Origin of the sequence: Mucilaginibacter sp., assembly GCF_041660805.1 — a bacterium.
In the GTDB taxonomy this organism is placed as follows: Bacteria; Bacteroidota; Bacteroidia; order Sphingobacteriales; family Sphingobacteriaceae; genus Mucilaginibacter.
Genome location: NZ_JBAZVP010000006.1, coordinates 202,213 through 219,202 on the forward strand (window position 1 = coordinate 202,213; position 16,990 = coordinate 219,202).

Sequence of the window (16,990 nt, forward strand, 5' to 3'; positions counted from 1 at the left end):
TTAAAAGCTGTTTCTCACTACTCACTACTCACTACTCACTACTCACTACTCACTACTTGTAAAGCTTACAATTTTACGCGCCATCCCCTTAAATATAAACAGGTGGAAAGGCCACATTGCATACCAGTACATGCGCCCCCATAAACCCCGTGGCCTAAAAGTGGCTACCTGGCTTAAATATAGTTTATTGTTGTGTTCCACAATTTTAAATTCCAGCCATGCCTCTCCGGGGAGTTTCATTTCGGCATATAATAATAAGCGCTTGTTTATTTTATCGGCAAGCAGTACCCTCCAAAAGTCAATCACATCGCCGGGCGCAATATTTACGTTACTTGTGCGTCCGCGCCTTGAGCCAACCCCGCCAAAAAGTTTATCCAAAAATCCCCGGATGCTCCAGATCCAATCCCAATAATACCAGCCGCGGTTGCCGCCAATGGCCATGATGTTTTTAAGCACTTCGGCACTGTCGCGTTTAAAGGGTTGTTTTATTTTATATTCCAGCGTGCCGTTCTGCGGCACCTTTATCTGGTCCATAAATCCCGAAGTAAGGTAGCCATTATTCAGTGCATCCTTCCAGCTGCTCACAATAGAGTTTTGCTCTATCTTTTTAAAAGCCAGTTTTAAAGCTTCCTCATAAGTGATGCATTCCCGCTTTACCACATCATCAATATCATGATTTTTCATAATGGTTTCGTTCTTCATACTATCTACCAGGCTTTGAGCAAGCGAGTAGCTGGCAGACGTAACAAAGTATAACCAGTACGATGATATTCTGGGCGACAGGAAAGGAATTGTAATAATATACCGCTTAAGCCTGCGTACTTTGGCATAAGTAAGTATCATCTGCTTAAAGGTGAGTATATCCGGCCCGCCAATATCAAATGTTTTGTTAAACGATCCCTGGTTCAGCAGCGTGTCCTTCAGGTAACCCAATACATCACGAATGGCAATGGGCTGGCATTTGGTGTTCACCCAGCGGGGCACCGTCATAACAGGGAGCTTCTCGGTAAGGTCGCGGATTATCTCGAAAGATGAACTCCCGGAGCCAATGATAATAGCAGCCCTCAGAACGGTCAATGCAGCCTTAGCTTCTTTCAGCACATCTTCGACATGCCTGCGCGAAAGCAGGTGATTTGATAATTTGGGAGCGTTGGTAATACCGCTTAAATAAATAAGCTGCCGGCAATTGGTTTTATTAATGGCCAATGTAAAGTTATGTGCCGACAATGCCTCAAGGGCGGCAAAATCTTCGGCCTGCGCCATAGAATGTACCAGGTAATAGGCCGCATCAATATCGGCAGGCAGTTGTTCAATACTGCTTTCTTTTAGCAGATCGGCGGTGAGGAGGGTTACCCGGTCGCTGTAATCGCTTTGTTCATGAAAGCGCCGCTTATCGCGTACAAGGCAAACCACTGTGTGGCCCTCCTCCAGCAAAACCGGGATGAGCCGCGTACCTATATATCCGTTGGCACCGGCAAGCAATACTTTCATTGTAAAAGTGCAACAACAGAAAACGCAGGCTGTTTTAAACAGAGGAAAGAAAGGGGCAAGAACTAAGAGGAAAGAATTAAGATAAATTAGTAAAAAACAAAGCCGATTAAACCCAATAAACGAACACTACTTAGTGTTTAAAGTTATGGTATCATTATTGGATGTATATAGTGTTCATTTATGATTATTGCACGCCTAGCCGCACTACAAGCCAAGCGGTACAATAACTTGTTTTTATACGGGGAAATATCGCTCAATACAAGCAAAATCATTCACAAGGTTTAAGATGAACGCATCCTGTAAATAATAGAGATTAGCCGATTAATATTGAGATGATAACACCCGCCTTCCACAGAATTCTAATTTATTCCCTTGCATTTGTTATCGTTCTGTTTATTGTTCTCGGAATATATTGCGTGCGTAAATCACACTCTTATATTGGTACCGGCAAAGTAGCCGAAATTGAGGGATGGTCATTAAAAGCTACCGCGAGTTGGATAACTACAGGCACTTTAACGTTATTAATGGTAATGGAATTGATATAGGTGGGTCCTGCTTAACGTTTAAACCATTACCTCTACATGTGGCTTATAAGTATCTGTTTTAACACGGGCCTTTAACTCGTGCAGGATATTGTATAACCCAAAATTGGTGCGGTTTACATAAATGAAATGCTTTACTCCGCGGGCCTGTTTAAACTCGGGCATCTTAGATACTTTTTCACCAAAACCAAACAGCTCATCAAAAAAAACTGTTTGGCCAAAATCAAAATGATCGGTAATGTAAGGTTTGGCAAACAGGCCTATCATCTGCTTAAACATGGTGTAATAAAACTCTATTTGTGAGGGGGTATCATTAGGTAATATCATTTCCAGCTTGCGGAAAGCCTTAATAGTTTCTTGCTTATCATCAAATAAGTTGGTTGAGGTAAGCGAGAAGAAAGGATAATAAAAATCCTCCGGCATCTCTTTAATACATCCAAAATCAATAACACCCAATTTACCATCCGGAGTGATCATAAAATTACCGGGATGCGGGTCGGCATGTACTGCACGGAGCTCGTGCTGCTGAAAATTGTAAAAGTCCCAAAGTGCCTGGCCTATCAGGTCACGGCTTTCCTGTGATGGGTTTGTTGCCAAAAACTCACGCAGGTGCTTGCCTTCCAGCCAGTCCATAGTGATGATGCGTTTGCTGGAAAGTTCAGGATAGTACTTAGGGAAAACAACGTTATCCAGGTTGGCACACGCCTCAGAAAATTCTATTGAACGGCGTACTTCCAGTTCATAATCGGTTTCTTCCAGCAGTCGTTCCTCTACCTCGCGCATGTAAATATCCAGTTCTTTCTCACTCATGCCCAGCATCCGGAAGGCAAAGGGTTTAACAAGTTTCAAATCGGATGAAATAGAATCGCCCACACCGGGGTATTGAATTTTAACAGCCAGTTTTTTACCGTTCAGCTCTGCCTGGTGCACCTGGCCGATTGACGCGGCGTTGGAGGAGCGAATGTTAAACTTGTCATAGATCTGGTCGGGGTTTTTGCCAAAGTATTTTTTGAATGTTTGTACAATCAGTGGCCCGGAAAGTGGGGGCGCGTTATATTGCGATTGTGTGAATTTGTCGACATAAGCCTGCGGAAGCAGGTTTTTATCCATGCTTAGCATTTGCGCTACTTTAAGGGCGCTGCCTTTTAGCTCGCTTAATGATTTATAAATGTCTGTCGCGTTATCCTCGTTCAGCTCGGATTTATCCATATCCGGGTTAAACAGTTTTTTGGAATAGTGCTTTATGTAGTTGCCGCCAATTTTGAAGCCTGTTTTTACAAACTTCGCGCTGCGCTCAACCTTGGTAGTGGGGATGCTATTTTGTTCTTTTGAAGTGTTATCACTCATAAAATTATTGCTCAAATAATGCGGCCAGCTTTTGCAAGGTTATGTCTGCATAGTCATTTATTACCAGGCTGGCTACCTGGCTTATCACCGCCGCCGGGTGGCTGGTAGTAATACCTACAACCTTCATGCCTGCGTTGTTGCCTGCTTTTAGGCCCGATGTTGAATCCTCAAACACCACACATTTTTCGGGCCGGATGTTTAGCTGCTCGGCGGCTTTTAAAAATATCAGCGGACTTGGTTTAGGTTCGCTCACCATGCTGCCAATAATAATGGCATCAAAGTACTGCCGTATTGGTACAGTGTTAAAAATAAACTCCACATCATGTATGTCTGATGAGGTGGCTAAAGCCATTTTTATACCTGCATCTTTTAATTCTGCCAGGAAATTCTCCAGTCCGTTTATTGGCCTTAAATAAGGTTGAAACGCCTGCCGGTACAGCTCTTGCTTTTCATTAACCAGTACATCTAAACCGGCATCATCATATTGGCTGCCAAAATGTTTTTTAACTGTATTGAGGATGGGTACACCGCTTATTTCGCTTTGATAGGTTTGCTTGCTTAACTCACCCATATTATGAAGCTTAAAAAGCGCTTGCCAAGCCCTGAAATGAAATGGTGTATTGTCAACCAATGTGCCATCCATATCAAAGATAACAGCAAAACCATGTCCCTCGAATGTTGTTGGTGGTTGATCTTTATATACTGCCAAAGCCCATTTTTTCTTTTATGCCACCATTTTTAGCCAGGAACTTACCATATTCAAATAAGTTATCAATAGGCGAGCGTTGAAACAGATCGAATGTTACGTTTACGCCCTTTTCTATAGCTTCGTCGGTTTTTTCAAAACCGGCCGAATTGTCGTTTATCCAAAAGTTAAGTACAAAACCAAACTGTATCCACAGCGCATCTTTATAACGCTTGCTGAAAAATTTACGGTCTGATAGTTCTGAGGTTTCAATGCCTTCATTCAAAATGGTTTCGGCAAAATCTTCAAACACCTCTTTAAAGCCATCCAACACGCGTGGCGAGCTTAAAGCGCGGGGCTGTTTTTTGATGCTGTAAACGGCAAAACTGCGACTGCTTTTCAGTAATTCAAAAAAGCTGTAAAAAAAAGATAATGCTTTTTCCCGGGCAGTGTATTGTGCCCAAATTTCCTGTGCCTTTATTTCAACTAAGGCCTTATTAGCCAGATCTGTCCAAACGCTTTGCTCAATAGCATCAAACGATCCAAAAAAGTGGTAAAATTCTTCTTCGGCCATTTTGTTCTTTTTGGCAAAAACGTAAACCGATTTTGGTTGCTCCCCTTCGGTTAAAACAAAATCTATATATGCTTTCTGTATGCTTTCGGTAGTAGCCATATGATGTGGATTTTATGAATTAAAGTTACGATAAATAGCAAATGCAAATATCATGCTTATGTATTATTAACGTGAGGATGAATAGTTTGTTATTAAGATTTAACCACAGCATGCAGGGGATTTTTCACAGCGATCATAAAGGATTATTAATTACAAAAACCGCTTTGTAGTTTTTTCTTTACGCACGCTGTGGTTAAATAATAAAAGCAAATGAACCGTTCTTCCTTAAATTGCTGATGAAAAATGTTAGGGTGATGTCAAATATTACAGCGAAAACGTGCAGAAGATAGAAATAATCACCATTTTTGTAATTAATCTAAATAAGTTTAGATTAGTTGTTCATATGAGTGAAAAAACAATACTGGTTTGGTTTAGGAATGATTTGCGTATACACGATAATGAAATATTATCTGAAGCGGTACGCAAAGCAGATAAAGTTTTGCCGGTGTTTATTTTTGATCCTTTCTACTTTAAAACCAGCGCGACAGGGGCCTTAAAAACAGGCAGCTTTCGTGCGCGTTTTCTTTTACAATCAGTTGCCGACCTGCGTAAAAACCTGCAGGCATTTGGTGCCGATTTGATTATCCGCACAGGAGAACCAGCTGAGGTACTGACCGAACTGGCCGAACAATACCACATTAACGAAGTATACCATCACCGCGAGGTAGCGCCGGATGAAACCGAAGTATCTGAAAGGGTAGAGGCCGCTTTATGGAAAATGCAGCTGAACCTTAAACACTTTATAGGGCATACCATGTACCATAAAGAGGATCTGCCTTTCCCTATTAAAGATATCCCCGACAGCTTTATTACCTTTAAAAAGAAGGTTGAACGTGATAGCACCGTAAGGCCTTGCACTGTTAGTCCTGACCATGTTACCACCCCGGAAATTACCGATGCAGGTGAAATACCAACATTGGTAGAACTGGGCGTGCCCGAGCCTATTGATGACCCACGTGCGGTAAACACATTTACAGGTGGCGAAACCGCAGCTTTGAACCAATTGCACCAATACCTGGCAAATAACCAGCAAAATAACCAGGGTAAAAACAGAGTTGTACAATCATCAGGTTTATCGCCATGGCTGGCATTGGGTTGTATATCTCCGCGGCAGGTTTATTGGGAAGTTGTAAATCACCAGCGCGAAAATCACCTACACGGTGCCGAGCCGTTAATGCTTGAGTTGCTTTGGCGCGATTATTTTAGGTTTATGTTTAAAAAACATGGCCAAAAGTTTTTCAGGTCCGAAGGATTTAACAGCGAGGCCCCCGATGTAGCTACCAACCAGAACGATTTGTTTGAGCACTGGAAACACGGTGAAACAGGTGTGCCTTATATTGATGCCGCTATGCATGAGTTAAACGCTACCGGGTACATCAGCAACTACAGCAGGCAGGCTGTGGCAACCTACCTTACTAAAGACCTGCAGGTTGATTGGACAAAAGGCGCTTTATATTTTGAAGAAAAGCTAATAGATTATTCGCCGGCAAGTAACTGGGGTAACTGGGCATTTGTGGCGGGTGTGGGTAACGATACCAAAAGCAACCGCTATTTTAATGCTGCCAAACCAACCGTTCAGCTGGAGAGCAAAAGCGATTTCATAACCACCTGGCTTGCTACAGACGAGGGTGCAAGTACAATACCAGCTTAATTACACAACAAAATATAATAAAAAACGTATATATTTGTATATGAACCCTTTTGAACAATTCACAATAATTATTGGCCTGCTCGCCGTACTGTTGGAAGGGTTAAGCTATCTGCGCGGTTTCCTGCACAAGCTTCTTCATTAATTAGTAGTAGTAATAGTATCTTTTTTTCCGGGCTCTTTATCCGTAAATTTTATCGCGTCGGCTTTTTGCACAGCCGATGATTCTTTACCACCGGTAAACGCTATATCATTAAAAATAACGGCATCGGCACCAACCATAATAGCCCGGTTTACTATGTTTTGCTTTGTTTTTTCCTGGTCGGCAGTTACAGCCCCGGTTATGTGGCCAATTACTTTGTATTCCCGCTTGATATCGCGTGCATTATAAAAAATTTTAACGTCGCGGTTGGGGGTGTACGTGTCGCCTAAATAATAAGTGGTTTCACATGCGGTCATAAAAAAACACATTACCAGTGCAAAAAACAAATAGATTTTGGTGGTTTTCATATTGGATAAGATATAGGGTTTTATAATTGGGGTATTGCTTTTTATGACCCGGTTTGTTGTTGATGGTTTAAGCCCTTTAGCAAATTTTTGTCAAAAAATTGATACCTCATTCAAAACCCTTAAACATTGGTAGCTTTGCCATATGATAAAGTTGAGGTGCTTGTTAATAGCCATACTGTTATTGCCAATTGTGCAACATGTGGTGGCCCAGTCTGCCGGGGATAAATTTAGGGTGATAGGCTATATGCGTAACCAACGTGGATTAGCTAATTCTATTAAGAATGTTGACCTGGATAAGATAACACATCTCAATATCGCGTTTATCAACCCCGATTCATCAGGTAATTTGATAGTTGCATCCGGCTTAAAGGACGTAGCAACATTAGCGCACAAAAACGGAGTTAAGGTATTTCTTTCTATCGGTGGCGGGACACCACCTAAATACCTGCCCGATTTTATTTATGGCGGTAAGCAAGACCTGTTGATCTCGGCCCTGACAAAAATTACTGTTGATTATAATTTGGATGGTATAGACGTAGACCTGGAAGGCCGACTGATAGATAAAAATTACGAAGGTTTTGTGCTTAAGCTGGCATCGGCACTAAAAGAAAAAAGCAAACTTATTACCGCGGCTATTGCAACAGTTTATGCTGATAGATATACCGATAAAGCTTTGGCACAATTCAATTTTATTAATGTGATGTGTTACGATAAAACCGGGCCATGGAACCCAAATAAACCCGGCCAGCATGCACCTTTTGACATGGCCGCCGATGATATGGACTATTGGAGCAACAAGCGCGGTATTGCCAAACAAAAGTTAAGTTTAGGGGTGCCTTTTTATGGATACGGTTTTGGCACTAATGCGCCCGAGAGCCTGCCATATAAAGATATCATAGCCCAATACCCCGGAGCAGAAAATACCGATCAGGTCACTGTGCCTGGCGGAGGCATAGTTTATTACAATGGCGCGCCAACTATTAAAGCCAAAACGCTGCTGGCGCTTGAAAAAGCAGGCGGGGTTATGATATGGCAATTATTACAGGATACCGGAGGCGAAAAATCATTATTACGCGTTATTGATGACACAATTACGTCACAAAAGAAATAAACTTGGTTTAGTTAAAAAGTTATACCATATAATTTTCGGCATATTGTACTATTATGCTTAATTTTGTGCCGTTTAAATATTGGTTTCATGGATCGCCTCAATTATCTAAATAGCGGAAACGCTGCCTACATTAGTTCATTATACGAAGCATATCAACAAGACCCTGAGTCAGTGGAATTTGGCTGGCAAAAGTTTTTTGAAGGCTTTGATTTCGGTAAGGATTCTCAGGCTGCACCGGCCGCGGCAAGCATCGGTACGCCCGATAAACTGCTTAAAGAAATAAATGTAATGAACATGATAGATGGCTACCGTAACCGTGGCCATTTATTCACCAAAACAAACCCTGTACGCGAGCGCCGCAAATATTTCCCGGGTAAAGAGCTGGAAACATTTGGCTTAAGCGAAGCCGATATGGACACTGTGTTTAACGCCGGTGTTGAAATTGGTATTGGCCCCGCAAAGCTGCGTGATATCCGCCAGTTATTAGAAGATACTTACTGCCAGGCAATTGGCGCCGAATACCGCTACATCCGCAATCCTATAAAACTGAAATGGTTTGAGGACAGGATGGAGGCTAAACGCAATACACCATCATTTACGGTTGATGAAAAGAAACTGATGCTGGCTAAGCTGAACGAAGCGGTTGTTTTTGAAAATTTTCTGGGGACGAAGTTCCTGGGTCAAAAGCGCTTTTCGTTAGAAGGTGCCGAAGCATTGATCCCTGCACTGGATTCGGTTATCAAAAAAGGATCAGAGCTTGGTATCGAGGAATTCATTATTGGTATGGCTCATCGTGGCCGCTTAAACGTGCTTACCAACATAATGGAGAAAACTTATAAAGAAGTATTCTCTGAGTTTGAAGGCAAAAACTATGATTCTGAATCGCCATTTGGTGGCGACGTAAAATATCACCTGGGTTTCTCAACTGATATAAAAACTAAGGAAGGTAAGAACGTTCACTTAAGCCTATGCCCAAATCCATCGCACTTAGAGGCAGTTGACCCGGTTGTTGAAGGTATTACCCGTTCAAAAATTGACTTTAAATACAACGGCGATCATTCTAAAATAGCGCCGATACTAATACATGGTGATGCATCTGTAGCCGGACAAGGAATTGTTTACGAGGTTTTACAGATGGAAAAACTTGATGGTTACCGTACCGGTGGTACTGTGCATTTGGTTATAAACAACCAGATAGGTTTTACCACTAACTATAAAGACGCCCGCTCAAGTACTTATTGTACCGATGTGGCTAAAACTGTGCTTTCGCCCGTTTTCCACGTGAATGGCGATGATGTTGAGGCATTGGTATACGTTATTAACCTGGCAATGGAATACCGCCAGGTGTTTAATGAGGATGTATTTATTGATATCCTGTGTTACCGCCGCTATGGCCACAACGAGGCTGATGAGCCTAAGTTTACCCAGCCGGTATTATACAAGGCTATTGAGGCACACCCTAACCCATTGCAGATCTACAACAAAAAGTTGATTGCAGAGGGCAGCATCGATGAAAAATATGCTAAACAGCTGGAGAAAGATTTCCGTGCCGAGTTACAGCAAATGCTGGATGAATCAAAGGCCGAAGACAGGTTTACCGATACCATCGCCATGTTTGAAGGCGCCTGGAGCGGATTGCATTTAGCTAATCACAAAGAACTGATAAGCGCTATTGATACTTCTGTTAAAGAAGAAGATATAACTGAAATAGGGAACAAATTAACCACCCTGCCTGCAGGTAAAGCATTCTTCAAAAAAATTGAAAAATTATTTGAAGACCGTAATGCCATGGTAAACAAAACCAAAGTATTTGACTGGGCCATGGGAGAGTTACTTGCCTACGGTACTTTGTTAAAAGATGGTTTCCCGGTTAGGCTAAGCGGCGAGGATGTTAAACGGGGTACCTTCTCGCATCGCCACGCGGTATTAACGCTGGTTGATTCTGAAGATGAGTACACACCGCTTGAAACTATCGAGACTAAAGCTAAACTGAGCATATTTAATTCCCTGCTATCAGAGTATGGTGTTTTAGGTTTTGAATACGGTTATGCTTTGGCTAACCCTAATGCGCTAACCATTTGGGAAGCCCAGTTTGGTGATTTCTTTAATGGTGCGCAAATTATTGTTGACCAGTATATTGCCAGTGCCGAAACTAAATGGCAGCGTGGTAATGGCCTTGTGATGCTGTTACCTCATGGTTATGAAGGCCAGGGCCCTGAGCATTCATCAGCACGTGTAGAGCGCTTTTTAGAGCTTTGTGCTGATGATAATATTCAGGTAGCTAATTGCTCAACCCCTGCAAACTTCTTTCATATACTAAGAAGGCAAATGCACCGCGATTTCCGCAAGCCGCTTATTATATTTACCCCTAAGAGCTTATTGCGCAGCCCTAAATGCGTATCGCCTATTGAAGACTTTACCAATGGTAAATTCCATGAAGTAATAGATGATACTTATGCTGATCCTAAAAAGGTAAAACGCGTATTGCTTTGCACCGGTAAGGTTTATTATGATCTGTTAGAGAAACAACAGGTTGATAAACGTAAAGATGTAGCCATTGTACGTGTGGAGCAATTGTATCCAACACCAATACAGCAGATCTTGAAAATGAAATACCGGTACGAAAAAGCTACCGAGTTTGTATGGGTGCAGGAAGAACCTGAGAATATGGGTGCATGGCCGTACATTTGCCGCAAGTTTCATAATGACAGACATTTGAATTTACAGGTAATATCACGCCTGGAAGGTGCAAGTACAGCAACCGGTTTTGCAAAACAGCATGCCGCGCAACAAGCACATATTGTTGCCAAGGCATTTGAAGCACCTATAGGCAGAACGGTTAAAGCAACTATAAAAAAAACAGCTGAAAAAATGGCTAATGCCGGGGCGGATTGATGAACAGAGTTAAAAGTTTAAAGTAGAAAGTGAAAAGTTTTAACCGATTGCTTTCTTAGCTTTATACTTTCAACCTTTAACTTTCAACTTAATTAAAATATACAACTACTTATAATATGAGTTTAGAAATAAAAGTTCCGCCGGTAGGCGAATCCATTACCGAAGTAACCCTGTCAGCCTGGAAAAAAAAGGATGGCGATCATGTAGAAATGGACGAAGTAATAGCCGAGCTGGAATCAGACAAGGCAACTTTTGAGCTTACTGCCGAAAAGGCCGGAACTTTAAAAACTGTAGCCGGCGAAGGCGATACTTTAGCCATAGGCGCGGTTGTAGCAACTATTGAAGATGGTGGCGCACCTGCTGTAGCTGCAGAAAAAGCACCCGCTGCACCTGTTGCTGCTAAGGATGAACCGGCTAAGGCTGTTAGTCCTGAGGCACCTGCAAACGCACCGGCTCCTGCGCCGGCACAAGGCGGTTCTTCGTTAGAGATAAAAGTACCTGCTGTAGGTGAATCTATCACCGAGGTTACTTTATCACGCTGGATCAAAAAGGACGGCGATGCTGTTGAAATGGACGAAGCCATTGCCGAGCTTGAATCAGACAAAGCAACATTTGAATTAACTGCCGAAAAAGCAGGTATATTAAAAACCATAGCCAAAGAAGGCGATACTTTACCTATTGGCGCGGTAGTTTGTACTATTGAAGGTGGCTCCGGCGCACCTGCAGCTGCACCATCACCTGTAATTACCAACGTGGCAGATGCGGCAAACGAATCGCCACAGGTTGCCCCATCAAAAGGAACAACTTATGCATCGGGCACGCCGTCGCCTGCTGCTGCAAAAATATTAGCCGAAAAAGGTATTAACGTTGCTTCAGTAAGTGGTACCGGTGTTGACGGGCGTATTACCAAAGGTGATGCCCTTAATGCTCAAAACCAACCTGCTGCACAGCCTGCAGCGCCAAAACCGGCTGCTACTGCAACTCCGGCTGCTGCACCTGCACCACTGGGCGCAAGAAGCGACCGCAGGGAAAAGATGTCGTCGTTACGTAAAACAGTTGCCAAGCGTTTGGTAGCCGTTAAAAACGAAACTGCAATGCTAACCACGTTTAACGAAGTGGACATGGCGCCAATAATGGAATTGCGTGGTAAATACAAAGATAAATTTAAAGAGAAACACGGCGTAGGCTTAGGTTTTATGTCGTTCTTCACCAAAGCGGTTACTGAGGCTTTAAAAGAATGGCCTGCTGTTGGTGCACGCATTGAAGGCGAAGAAGTAGTTTACAGCAATTTTGCTGATATCTCTATCGCTGTATCTGCACCAAAAGGCTTGGTGGTTCCCGTTATCCGTAATGCGGAGAGCATGAGCCTTGCCGAAATTGAGAAAGCTATTGTTGTATTAGCAGGTAAAGCCCGCGAAAGCAAATTAACCATTGAAGAAATGACTGGCGGAACATTTACCATCACCAATGGTGGCGTATTTGGTTCCATGATGTCGACCCCTATAATCAACTCACCGCAGTCGGCTATATTAGGTATGCACAATATTATTGAGCGCCCTGTTGCCATAAACGGACAAGTGGTTATCCGCCCAATGATGTACCTGGCCCTGTCATATGATCACCGCATTATTGATGGCCGCGAATCAGTAAGCTTCCTGGTACGTGTAAAACAATTACTGGAAGACCCTGCAAGGTTGTTGTTAGGAGTATAAACTCTTTAATTATAAATATTTAAGGCCTGGCGTATGCCGGGCCTTTGTTGTTTTAAAACAATTTTCGGTCGCTCGGCTCCAGCCGAGTGACGACTATTTAGCGGCGTCCCGCCGCCGGGGATGACTGCGGCCAGAGGCCTAATAATAACAGTCACTCGGCTGGAGCCGAGCGACTGCATAAGGTTTGAAAAAAATAGTGAAAGATCTAAAAGGCGGTCTGCTTCATTTAAGCTAGGAAAGTCTGGCAGAAGCCGGACTTTTTTGTTTGATGATTAGAATCAGCTGAAGGTATATGATGAGATAGCATTAATAAAACTCAGCGTTATCTTTAAATTGATTTAGTTGGTTGTTCAACGTTTGTAAATCTAACGTCAGTTTTACGTTTTTGGATAAGTCAATTAGTGTTTTGCAATATTGATATTTGAGCCAATCTGTATCTTCATTTTCAATTCCTTCTAAAATACTTTCATAAGCATTTTCACATATTGAAGCAGCTTCGAAGTAATTACCAGCGTAAATCAACAAGTCTATTCTCGTTTTTAACACGCAAAAAGTATAGCGTAATGGCCCAATGATCAATTTAAAAAATGATTGCAATGATAATTCTAAGGCTTTGTTACTTTCTACGTCGTCTCCCGTCTCGCCTTTTATGCCAATAACAATAGCAATAAATCTATATAGTTCTGAGGCGGGCTCTATAGACGTTATAAGTTCGAAAACTGTTTTAGTATAACTTTCGTTATTTTTTGCTAATTGATATTTAAAATTCTCGAATCTATCAATGTAGTCGTTTTGAAAGAACAAAGTATTAAATCTCTGGCTGAGTTTATCGATATAGGGATTGTTGTGTTGTAGTTGTGTAAATATTGTTAAGGCCCAAGCTTGTTGCTCAATCTCTAAATTGAAGAAAGGTGTAGTAAGTAAAGCATTTTTGATTCTATCTTTGTCCATTTTACAATTAATAATATATATTCAAATCTTTTGCAGTCAGCGACCCGACTGAAGCCAAGCGACTTCCAGAATTATCTACACCAATCTCTTCAACGCCATTACATATCCAATATGCATCCCATCATGAAATGGTAAAAGGTTTATAGCATCTTCTATACTGGTTATTTTCATGCCATAGCGGGTTACCCATTCAGAATAGTTTTTAAAAACGTTGTTTTTGTAGTCGGTTTCCAATTGGTGGTCAATAGCGGTGATGAGCAGTTCTTTTATCACTTCTATTTCTGCGCTGTCAATAAAGCCATTTGGTTTAGTATCCGGGCGGTAAGGGCTGTAAAATTTGTCATCAACAGTAATAGGGGCACCGGCACGTGTATAGCAAATGCCTTGCTGTGCCGATATTAAATGCGCCACATTCCAGATAATGTTATTATTAAAACCAGTTGGGACGTGGTTTAACTGTTCGGTGGTTAAACCTTCTATTAAGTGCAGCAGGTGCTTACGGGTTACTATTATAGTGTTTAAAGTGTTGGTTATCATAAGCCAAATATTGAATTTTTAAATGGATTCTAAAACTCTAATATCTCTTGGCCGGGCATATTATAAGCGGTTTTTTGCTTATCGCTTTTATTTTAACTTTGCAGCTTATACATCATCTTAAATGCCGGAGAATACTGTGAGCAATTCTGTTCAGTCTGATAAACCTATATGGTATTTCATTTTATGTTGGACGGTGTTAAACGCTATACAGGCCTATACTTTAGAGCTGCATGCTGATGAGGCGTATTACTGGCTGTTCTCACAAAAGCTGGACTGGGGGTATTTCTACCACCCGCCCATGGTTGCCATCTTCATCAAAATAGGAGACAGCTTACTACATAATGAATTGGGCCTGCGGCTGATGACCGTGTTGAGCAACAGCCTGGCTATTTATCTGCTTTGGCTTATTGTAAAGAAATACGCGGTTAGTGCAAAGTGGTTTATATTACTGGTTTCGGGGGTATTGGTGTTCCATGTTTATGGCTTTACAAGTACGCCAGATGCGCCGTTGTTCTTTTTCGCGGTGCTGTTCTATTATTTTTATCAGCGATATTTAGATAAGGATACCTGGCTTACCGCCTTTATCATTGGTATAATTACAGCGTGTTTGCTTTATAGTAAGTACCACGGCGTTTTGTTGATAGGCTTTACGGTGCTATCAAACCCGAAGCTTTTCACCCGCAAATCATTTTATTTGGCCATAATAACCGGGGTTGTTTTATACATCCCCCACATTCTATGGCAAATGCACCGCGATTTCCCGGCGGTAAATTACCAGTTGTTTGAACGCTCGGCCAGTGGTGGCTATGATCTTTCTTTTAGCTACGTGTATCTGGGAGGGCAATTGGCTTTAGGCGGCGTATTAATTAGCTGGTACCTGTTTTATCGTGGCTTTACCACCAAAATAACCGATATTTTTACCCGCACGCTTTTAGTTAATGCCATAGGTACATTTGGGTTTTTCTTACTGAATACCTTAAAGGTAAATGTGCAGCCGCATTATACGCTTATTGCTTTCGCACCATTACTTTGCCTGGTACTTATCGGCCTAAAACAAAAAAACACTTACCCGGTATGGCTATACCGGCTGGCTGTTATAAACATCATAGTTATTTTGTTTATCAGGGTAGCGCTTATGAGCGCCTTGCCTTTTGTAAAAAAAGTAGAGGCATTAAAAAGTTATTTCGGTTTTCGTGAATGGGCTAACCTGGTACATCAAAAAGCCGGAGATGCTTTTGTAGTGATGGAAGAAGGTTTTCAAAATCCATCTAAATACGATTATTACAACCGTACATTAAAAGGTTTTGCGTACGATTCCAGGTTTTACGGGCGTACCATGTTTGATATTTGGCCAATGGAGGATAGCCTGCAGCACAAAAGGGTTTATTATCTGTTAAGATTTAAGCTTGAAGGCATTACAACTGATAGTATTAAATGCGAAGCAGGCACCTGGTACAGCGGCTGGATCAATGATGTTCGTACCTATCAAAAGATAGCTATCGATACCAAAAGTTATAATATTAAGGCTAAACCTGGGCAAAAAGTACAATTTGACCTTAACATAACCAACCCTTACCCAATTGCTGTTAATTTTACCAACCAGGGTTACACGCATCCGGTGGTATTAGAAGGTTGTTTTTTTAGCGATACACAACTGATTGATGTACAAAAGGCCGATAGTACTTTTAATGCTATCACTTTAGAAAAGGGTAAAAGTACCGGATATAAGTTCACATTAACCGCTCCGGCAAAAAAAGGAATCTACAGCCTGTTCTTCTCATTACGTACCGAACCATTTTCGGGGAGTAAGAATAGCAGGCTGATAAAATTTATTGTTGAATAAGAATTTATAAGCATGATCAAAAAAATTTACTTCGTTATAATAGTTTCAGTATTAACCGCAGGTTCAGTTAGCGCGCAAACCGTCGACGTCCATTTTAACGGAATGGGTTTTTTTGATAACCGGGAATACAAGGAGTTTGTGTTACGTTCACGCACCTATTCGGGCACCCGTTTGGCGCTTGATGTGGGGTTGAACCTTGATAGCGTACACCATTTTATTGTAGGTGTGAATGCTTTGCATGAGTTTGGCGCTAATCCGTTTTTTGGTAAAGTGAACCCAGTGGCGTACTATAGTTTTACAGGCAAAAAATGGCTTTTTAATGCAGGTGAGTTCCCGCGCGAAGGTTTGCTTACTGATTATCCGCGTGCCATGCTGAACGATACACTGCGTTACTACCGGCCAAACGTGGAAGGTTTGCTAACCAAATTTCATAGCGACCACGTTTCTGAAACGATTTGGATTGACTGGGTAAGCCGCCAAACCAATACCGACCGTGAACAATTTCTTTTCGGTTTCTCGGGTAAGTATAAGCCATCATTGAAAGGGCCTTTTTACCTGTCGCATTATTTCTTTTTGCTGCATGATGCTGGTCCGGGTATAGCCATCCCTAATGATCACATACAGGATAACGGTGCCGCACAGGTAAGGTTAGGCGTGGATTTGAGCCACAAAACAGTGCTGGACTCCTTAAGCTTTGAAGCTGGCGGGATGCTGTCATTAGAGCGTACCCGCGGTATCGATGGTTTCCAGAAACCAACTGGCTTTGTTGCCAGCGCGTTTTTAAGCTACAAACGATTTGCGTTATTTGATGAGTTTTACAAAGGCCAGGGACACAACGTTACTTTTGGTGATGCCTATTATCAGAAAAAAACTTACAACCGCCTGGATATCATATATACGCCATTCCTATATAAAGGCCTGCGGGGTCAGTTTGTATTAAGCCTGCATCAAACACCGGGCTTTAGCAGTAACCAGGAAGCATTCAGGCTTACCTATGATATTGGCCGTAAACGGTTAGCAAAGTTTAAAGATTAAGATAAAACTT

Annotated in this window: 14 protein-coding genes; 7 read left to right on the forward strand and 7 right to left on the reverse strand. The window is 42.0% G+C overall.

The features are described from left to right. Positions 1-45: 45 nt before the first annotated feature. Entirely contained in the window at positions 46-1,491 is a 1,446-nt protein-coding gene (locus WC743_RS11235; protein WP_373012076.1) for an SDR family oxidoreductase, read from the reverse strand. A 416-nt stretch (positions 1,492-1,907) separates the two neighbouring features. Between WC743_RS11235 and WC743_RS11240 the strand changes: the two genes are divergently transcribed. After that, positions 1,908-2,036, forward strand: a complete 129-nt coding sequence (locus tag WC743_RS11240; protein ID WP_373012077.1) for a hypothetical protein — start codon at positions 1,908-1,910, stop codon at positions 2,034-2,036. A gap of 18 nt (positions 2,037-2,054) precedes the next feature. Here the strand turns inward: WC743_RS11240 and WC743_RS11245 are convergent, their stop codons facing one another. Genes WC743_RS11245 through WC743_RS11255 form a run of 3 tightly spaced genes read right to left on the reverse strand, consistent with a single transcriptional unit; the run spans position 2,055 to position 4,738 of the window. Beyond that, a complete protein-coding gene (locus tag WC743_RS11245; protein ID WP_373012078.1) occupies positions 2,055-3,380 on the reverse strand; it encodes an ABC1 kinase family protein in 1,326 nt (441 codons plus the stop codon). Between the two features lie 4 nt (positions 3,381-3,384). After that, a complete protein-coding gene (locus WC743_RS11250) occupies positions 3,385-4,089 on the reverse strand; it encodes an HAD family hydrolase (protein WP_373012079.1) in 705 nt (234 codons plus the stop codon). Further along, positions 4,076-4,738 (reverse strand): TetR family transcriptional regulator C-terminal domain-containing protein, encoded by a 663-nt coding sequence (locus WC743_RS11255; RefSeq protein WP_373012080.1) that lies wholly within the window; start codon positions 4,736-4,738, stop codon positions 4,076-4,078. The genes WC743_RS11250 and WC743_RS11255 overlap by 14 nt, the downstream gene beginning before the upstream one ends. Before the next feature lie 343 nt (positions 4,739-5,081). Between WC743_RS11255 and WC743_RS11260 the strand changes: the two genes are divergently transcribed. Next, entirely contained in the window at positions 5,082-6,389 is a 1,308-nt protein-coding gene (locus tag WC743_RS11260) for a DASH family cryptochrome (RefSeq protein WP_373012081.1), read from the forward strand. Between the two features lie 138 nt (positions 6,390-6,527). Here the strand turns inward: WC743_RS11260 and WC743_RS11265 are convergent, their stop codons facing one another. Further along, positions 6,528-6,896 carry a hypothetical protein gene (locus tag WC743_RS11265; protein WP_373012082.1) on the reverse strand — a complete coding sequence of 123 codons (369 nt, stop codon included), beginning with the start codon at positions 6,894-6,896 and terminating at the stop codon, positions 6,528-6,530. Between the two features lie 142 nt (positions 6,897-7,038). On the opposite strand from WC743_RS11265, the gene WC743_RS11270 reads away from it, so the two are divergent. The 3 genes from WC743_RS11270 (at position 7,039) to odhB (ending at position 12,614) form a co-directional block, all read left to right on the forward strand. Beyond that, positions 7,039-8,007, forward strand: a complete 969-nt coding sequence (locus tag WC743_RS11270; RefSeq protein WP_373012083.1) for a glycosyl hydrolase family 18 protein — start codon at positions 7,039-7,041, stop codon at positions 8,005-8,007. An 87-nt stretch (positions 8,008-8,094) separates the two neighbouring features. Next, the gene (locus tag WC743_RS11275) at positions 8,095-10,902 is read left to right on the forward strand and encodes a 2-oxoglutarate dehydrogenase E1 component (RefSeq protein ID WP_373012084.1); all 2,808 of its coding nucleotides are present in this window, start codon (positions 8,095-8,097) and stop codon (positions 10,900-10,902) included. A 116-nt stretch (positions 10,903-11,018) separates the two neighbouring features. Beyond that, positions 11,019-12,614, forward strand: coding sequence for a 2-oxoglutarate dehydrogenase complex dihydrolipoyllysine-residue succinyltransferase (odhB, locus tag WC743_RS11280; RefSeq protein WP_373012085.1), 1,596 nt, complete (start codon positions 11,019-11,021; stop codon positions 12,612-12,614). 306 nt (positions 12,615-12,920) lie between these two features. Here odhB and WC743_RS11285 read toward each other — a convergent pair whose 3' ends face one another. Continuing rightward, a complete protein-coding gene (locus WC743_RS11285; RefSeq protein WP_373012086.1) occupies positions 12,921-13,565 on the reverse strand; it encodes a hypothetical protein in 645 nt (214 codons plus the stop codon). Between the two features lie 75 nt (positions 13,566-13,640). Further along, positions 13,641-14,102, reverse strand: coding sequence for a DinB family protein (locus WC743_RS11290; RefSeq protein ID WP_373012087.1), 462 nt, complete (start codon positions 14,100-14,102; stop codon positions 13,641-13,643). Positions 14,103-14,223: 121 nt separating this feature from the next. On the opposite strand from WC743_RS11290, the gene WC743_RS11295 reads away from it, so the two are divergent. Further along, the gene (locus WC743_RS11295) at positions 14,224-15,945 is read left to right on the forward strand and encodes an ArnT family glycosyltransferase (protein ID WP_373012088.1); all 1,722 of its coding nucleotides are present in this window, start codon (positions 14,224-14,226) and stop codon (positions 15,943-15,945) included. A 12-nt stretch (positions 15,946-15,957) separates the two neighbouring features. Continuing rightward, positions 15,958-16,980 carry a hypothetical protein gene (locus tag WC743_RS11300; RefSeq protein WP_373012089.1) on the forward strand — a complete coding sequence of 341 codons (1,023 nt, stop codon included), beginning with the start codon at positions 15,958-15,960 and terminating at the stop codon, positions 16,978-16,980. Positions 16,981-16,990 lie beyond the last annotated feature (10 nt).

What these genes read in the sequence shown, in the direction of transcription:
- WC743_RS11235 (WP_373012076.1), bottom strand. Translation starts at nt 1,491, where the DNA reads ATGAAAGTATTGCTTGCCGGTGCCAACGGATATATAGGTACGCGGCTC.
- WC743_RS11245 (WP_373012078.1), bottom strand. Translation starts at nt 3,380, where the DNA reads ATGAGTGATAACACTTCAAAAGAACAAAATAGCATCCCCACTACCAAG.
- WC743_RS11255 (WP_373012080.1), bottom strand. Translation starts at nt 4,738, where the DNA reads ATGGCTACTACCGAAAGCATACAGAAAGCATATATAGATTTTGTTTTA.
- WC743_RS11260 (WP_373012081.1), top strand. Translation starts at nt 5,082, where the DNA reads ATGAGTGAAAAAACAATACTGGTTTGGTTTAGGAATGATTTGCGTATA.
- WC743_RS11265 (WP_373012082.1), bottom strand. Translation starts at nt 6,896, where the DNA reads ATGAAAACCACCAAAATCTATTTGTTTTTTGCACTGGTAATGTGTTTT.
- WC743_RS11270 (WP_373012083.1), top strand. Translation starts at nt 7,039, where the DNA reads ATGATAAAGTTGAGGTGCTTGTTAATAGCCATACTGTTATTGCCAATT.
- WC743_RS11275 (WP_373012084.1), top strand. Translation starts at nt 8,095, where the DNA reads ATGGATCGCCTCAATTATCTAAATAGCGGAAACGCTGCCTACATTAGT.
- odhB (WP_373012085.1), top strand. Translation starts at nt 11,019, where the DNA reads ATGAGTTTAGAAATAAAAGTTCCGCCGGTAGGCGAATCCATTACCGAA.
- WC743_RS11285 (WP_373012086.1), bottom strand. Translation starts at nt 13,565, where the DNA reads ATGGACAAAGATAGAATCAAAAATGCTTTACTTACTACACCTTTCTTC.
- WC743_RS11290 (WP_373012087.1), bottom strand. Translation starts at nt 14,102, where the DNA reads ATGATAACCAACACTTTAAACACTATAATAGTAACCCGTAAGCACCTG.
- WC743_RS11295 (WP_373012088.1), top strand. Translation starts at nt 14,224, where the DNA reads ATGCCGGAGAATACTGTGAGCAATTCTGTTCAGTCTGATAAACCTATA.
- WC743_RS11300 (WP_373012089.1), top strand. Translation starts at nt 15,958, where the DNA reads ATGATCAAAAAAATTTACTTCGTTATAATAGTTTCAGTATTAACCGCA.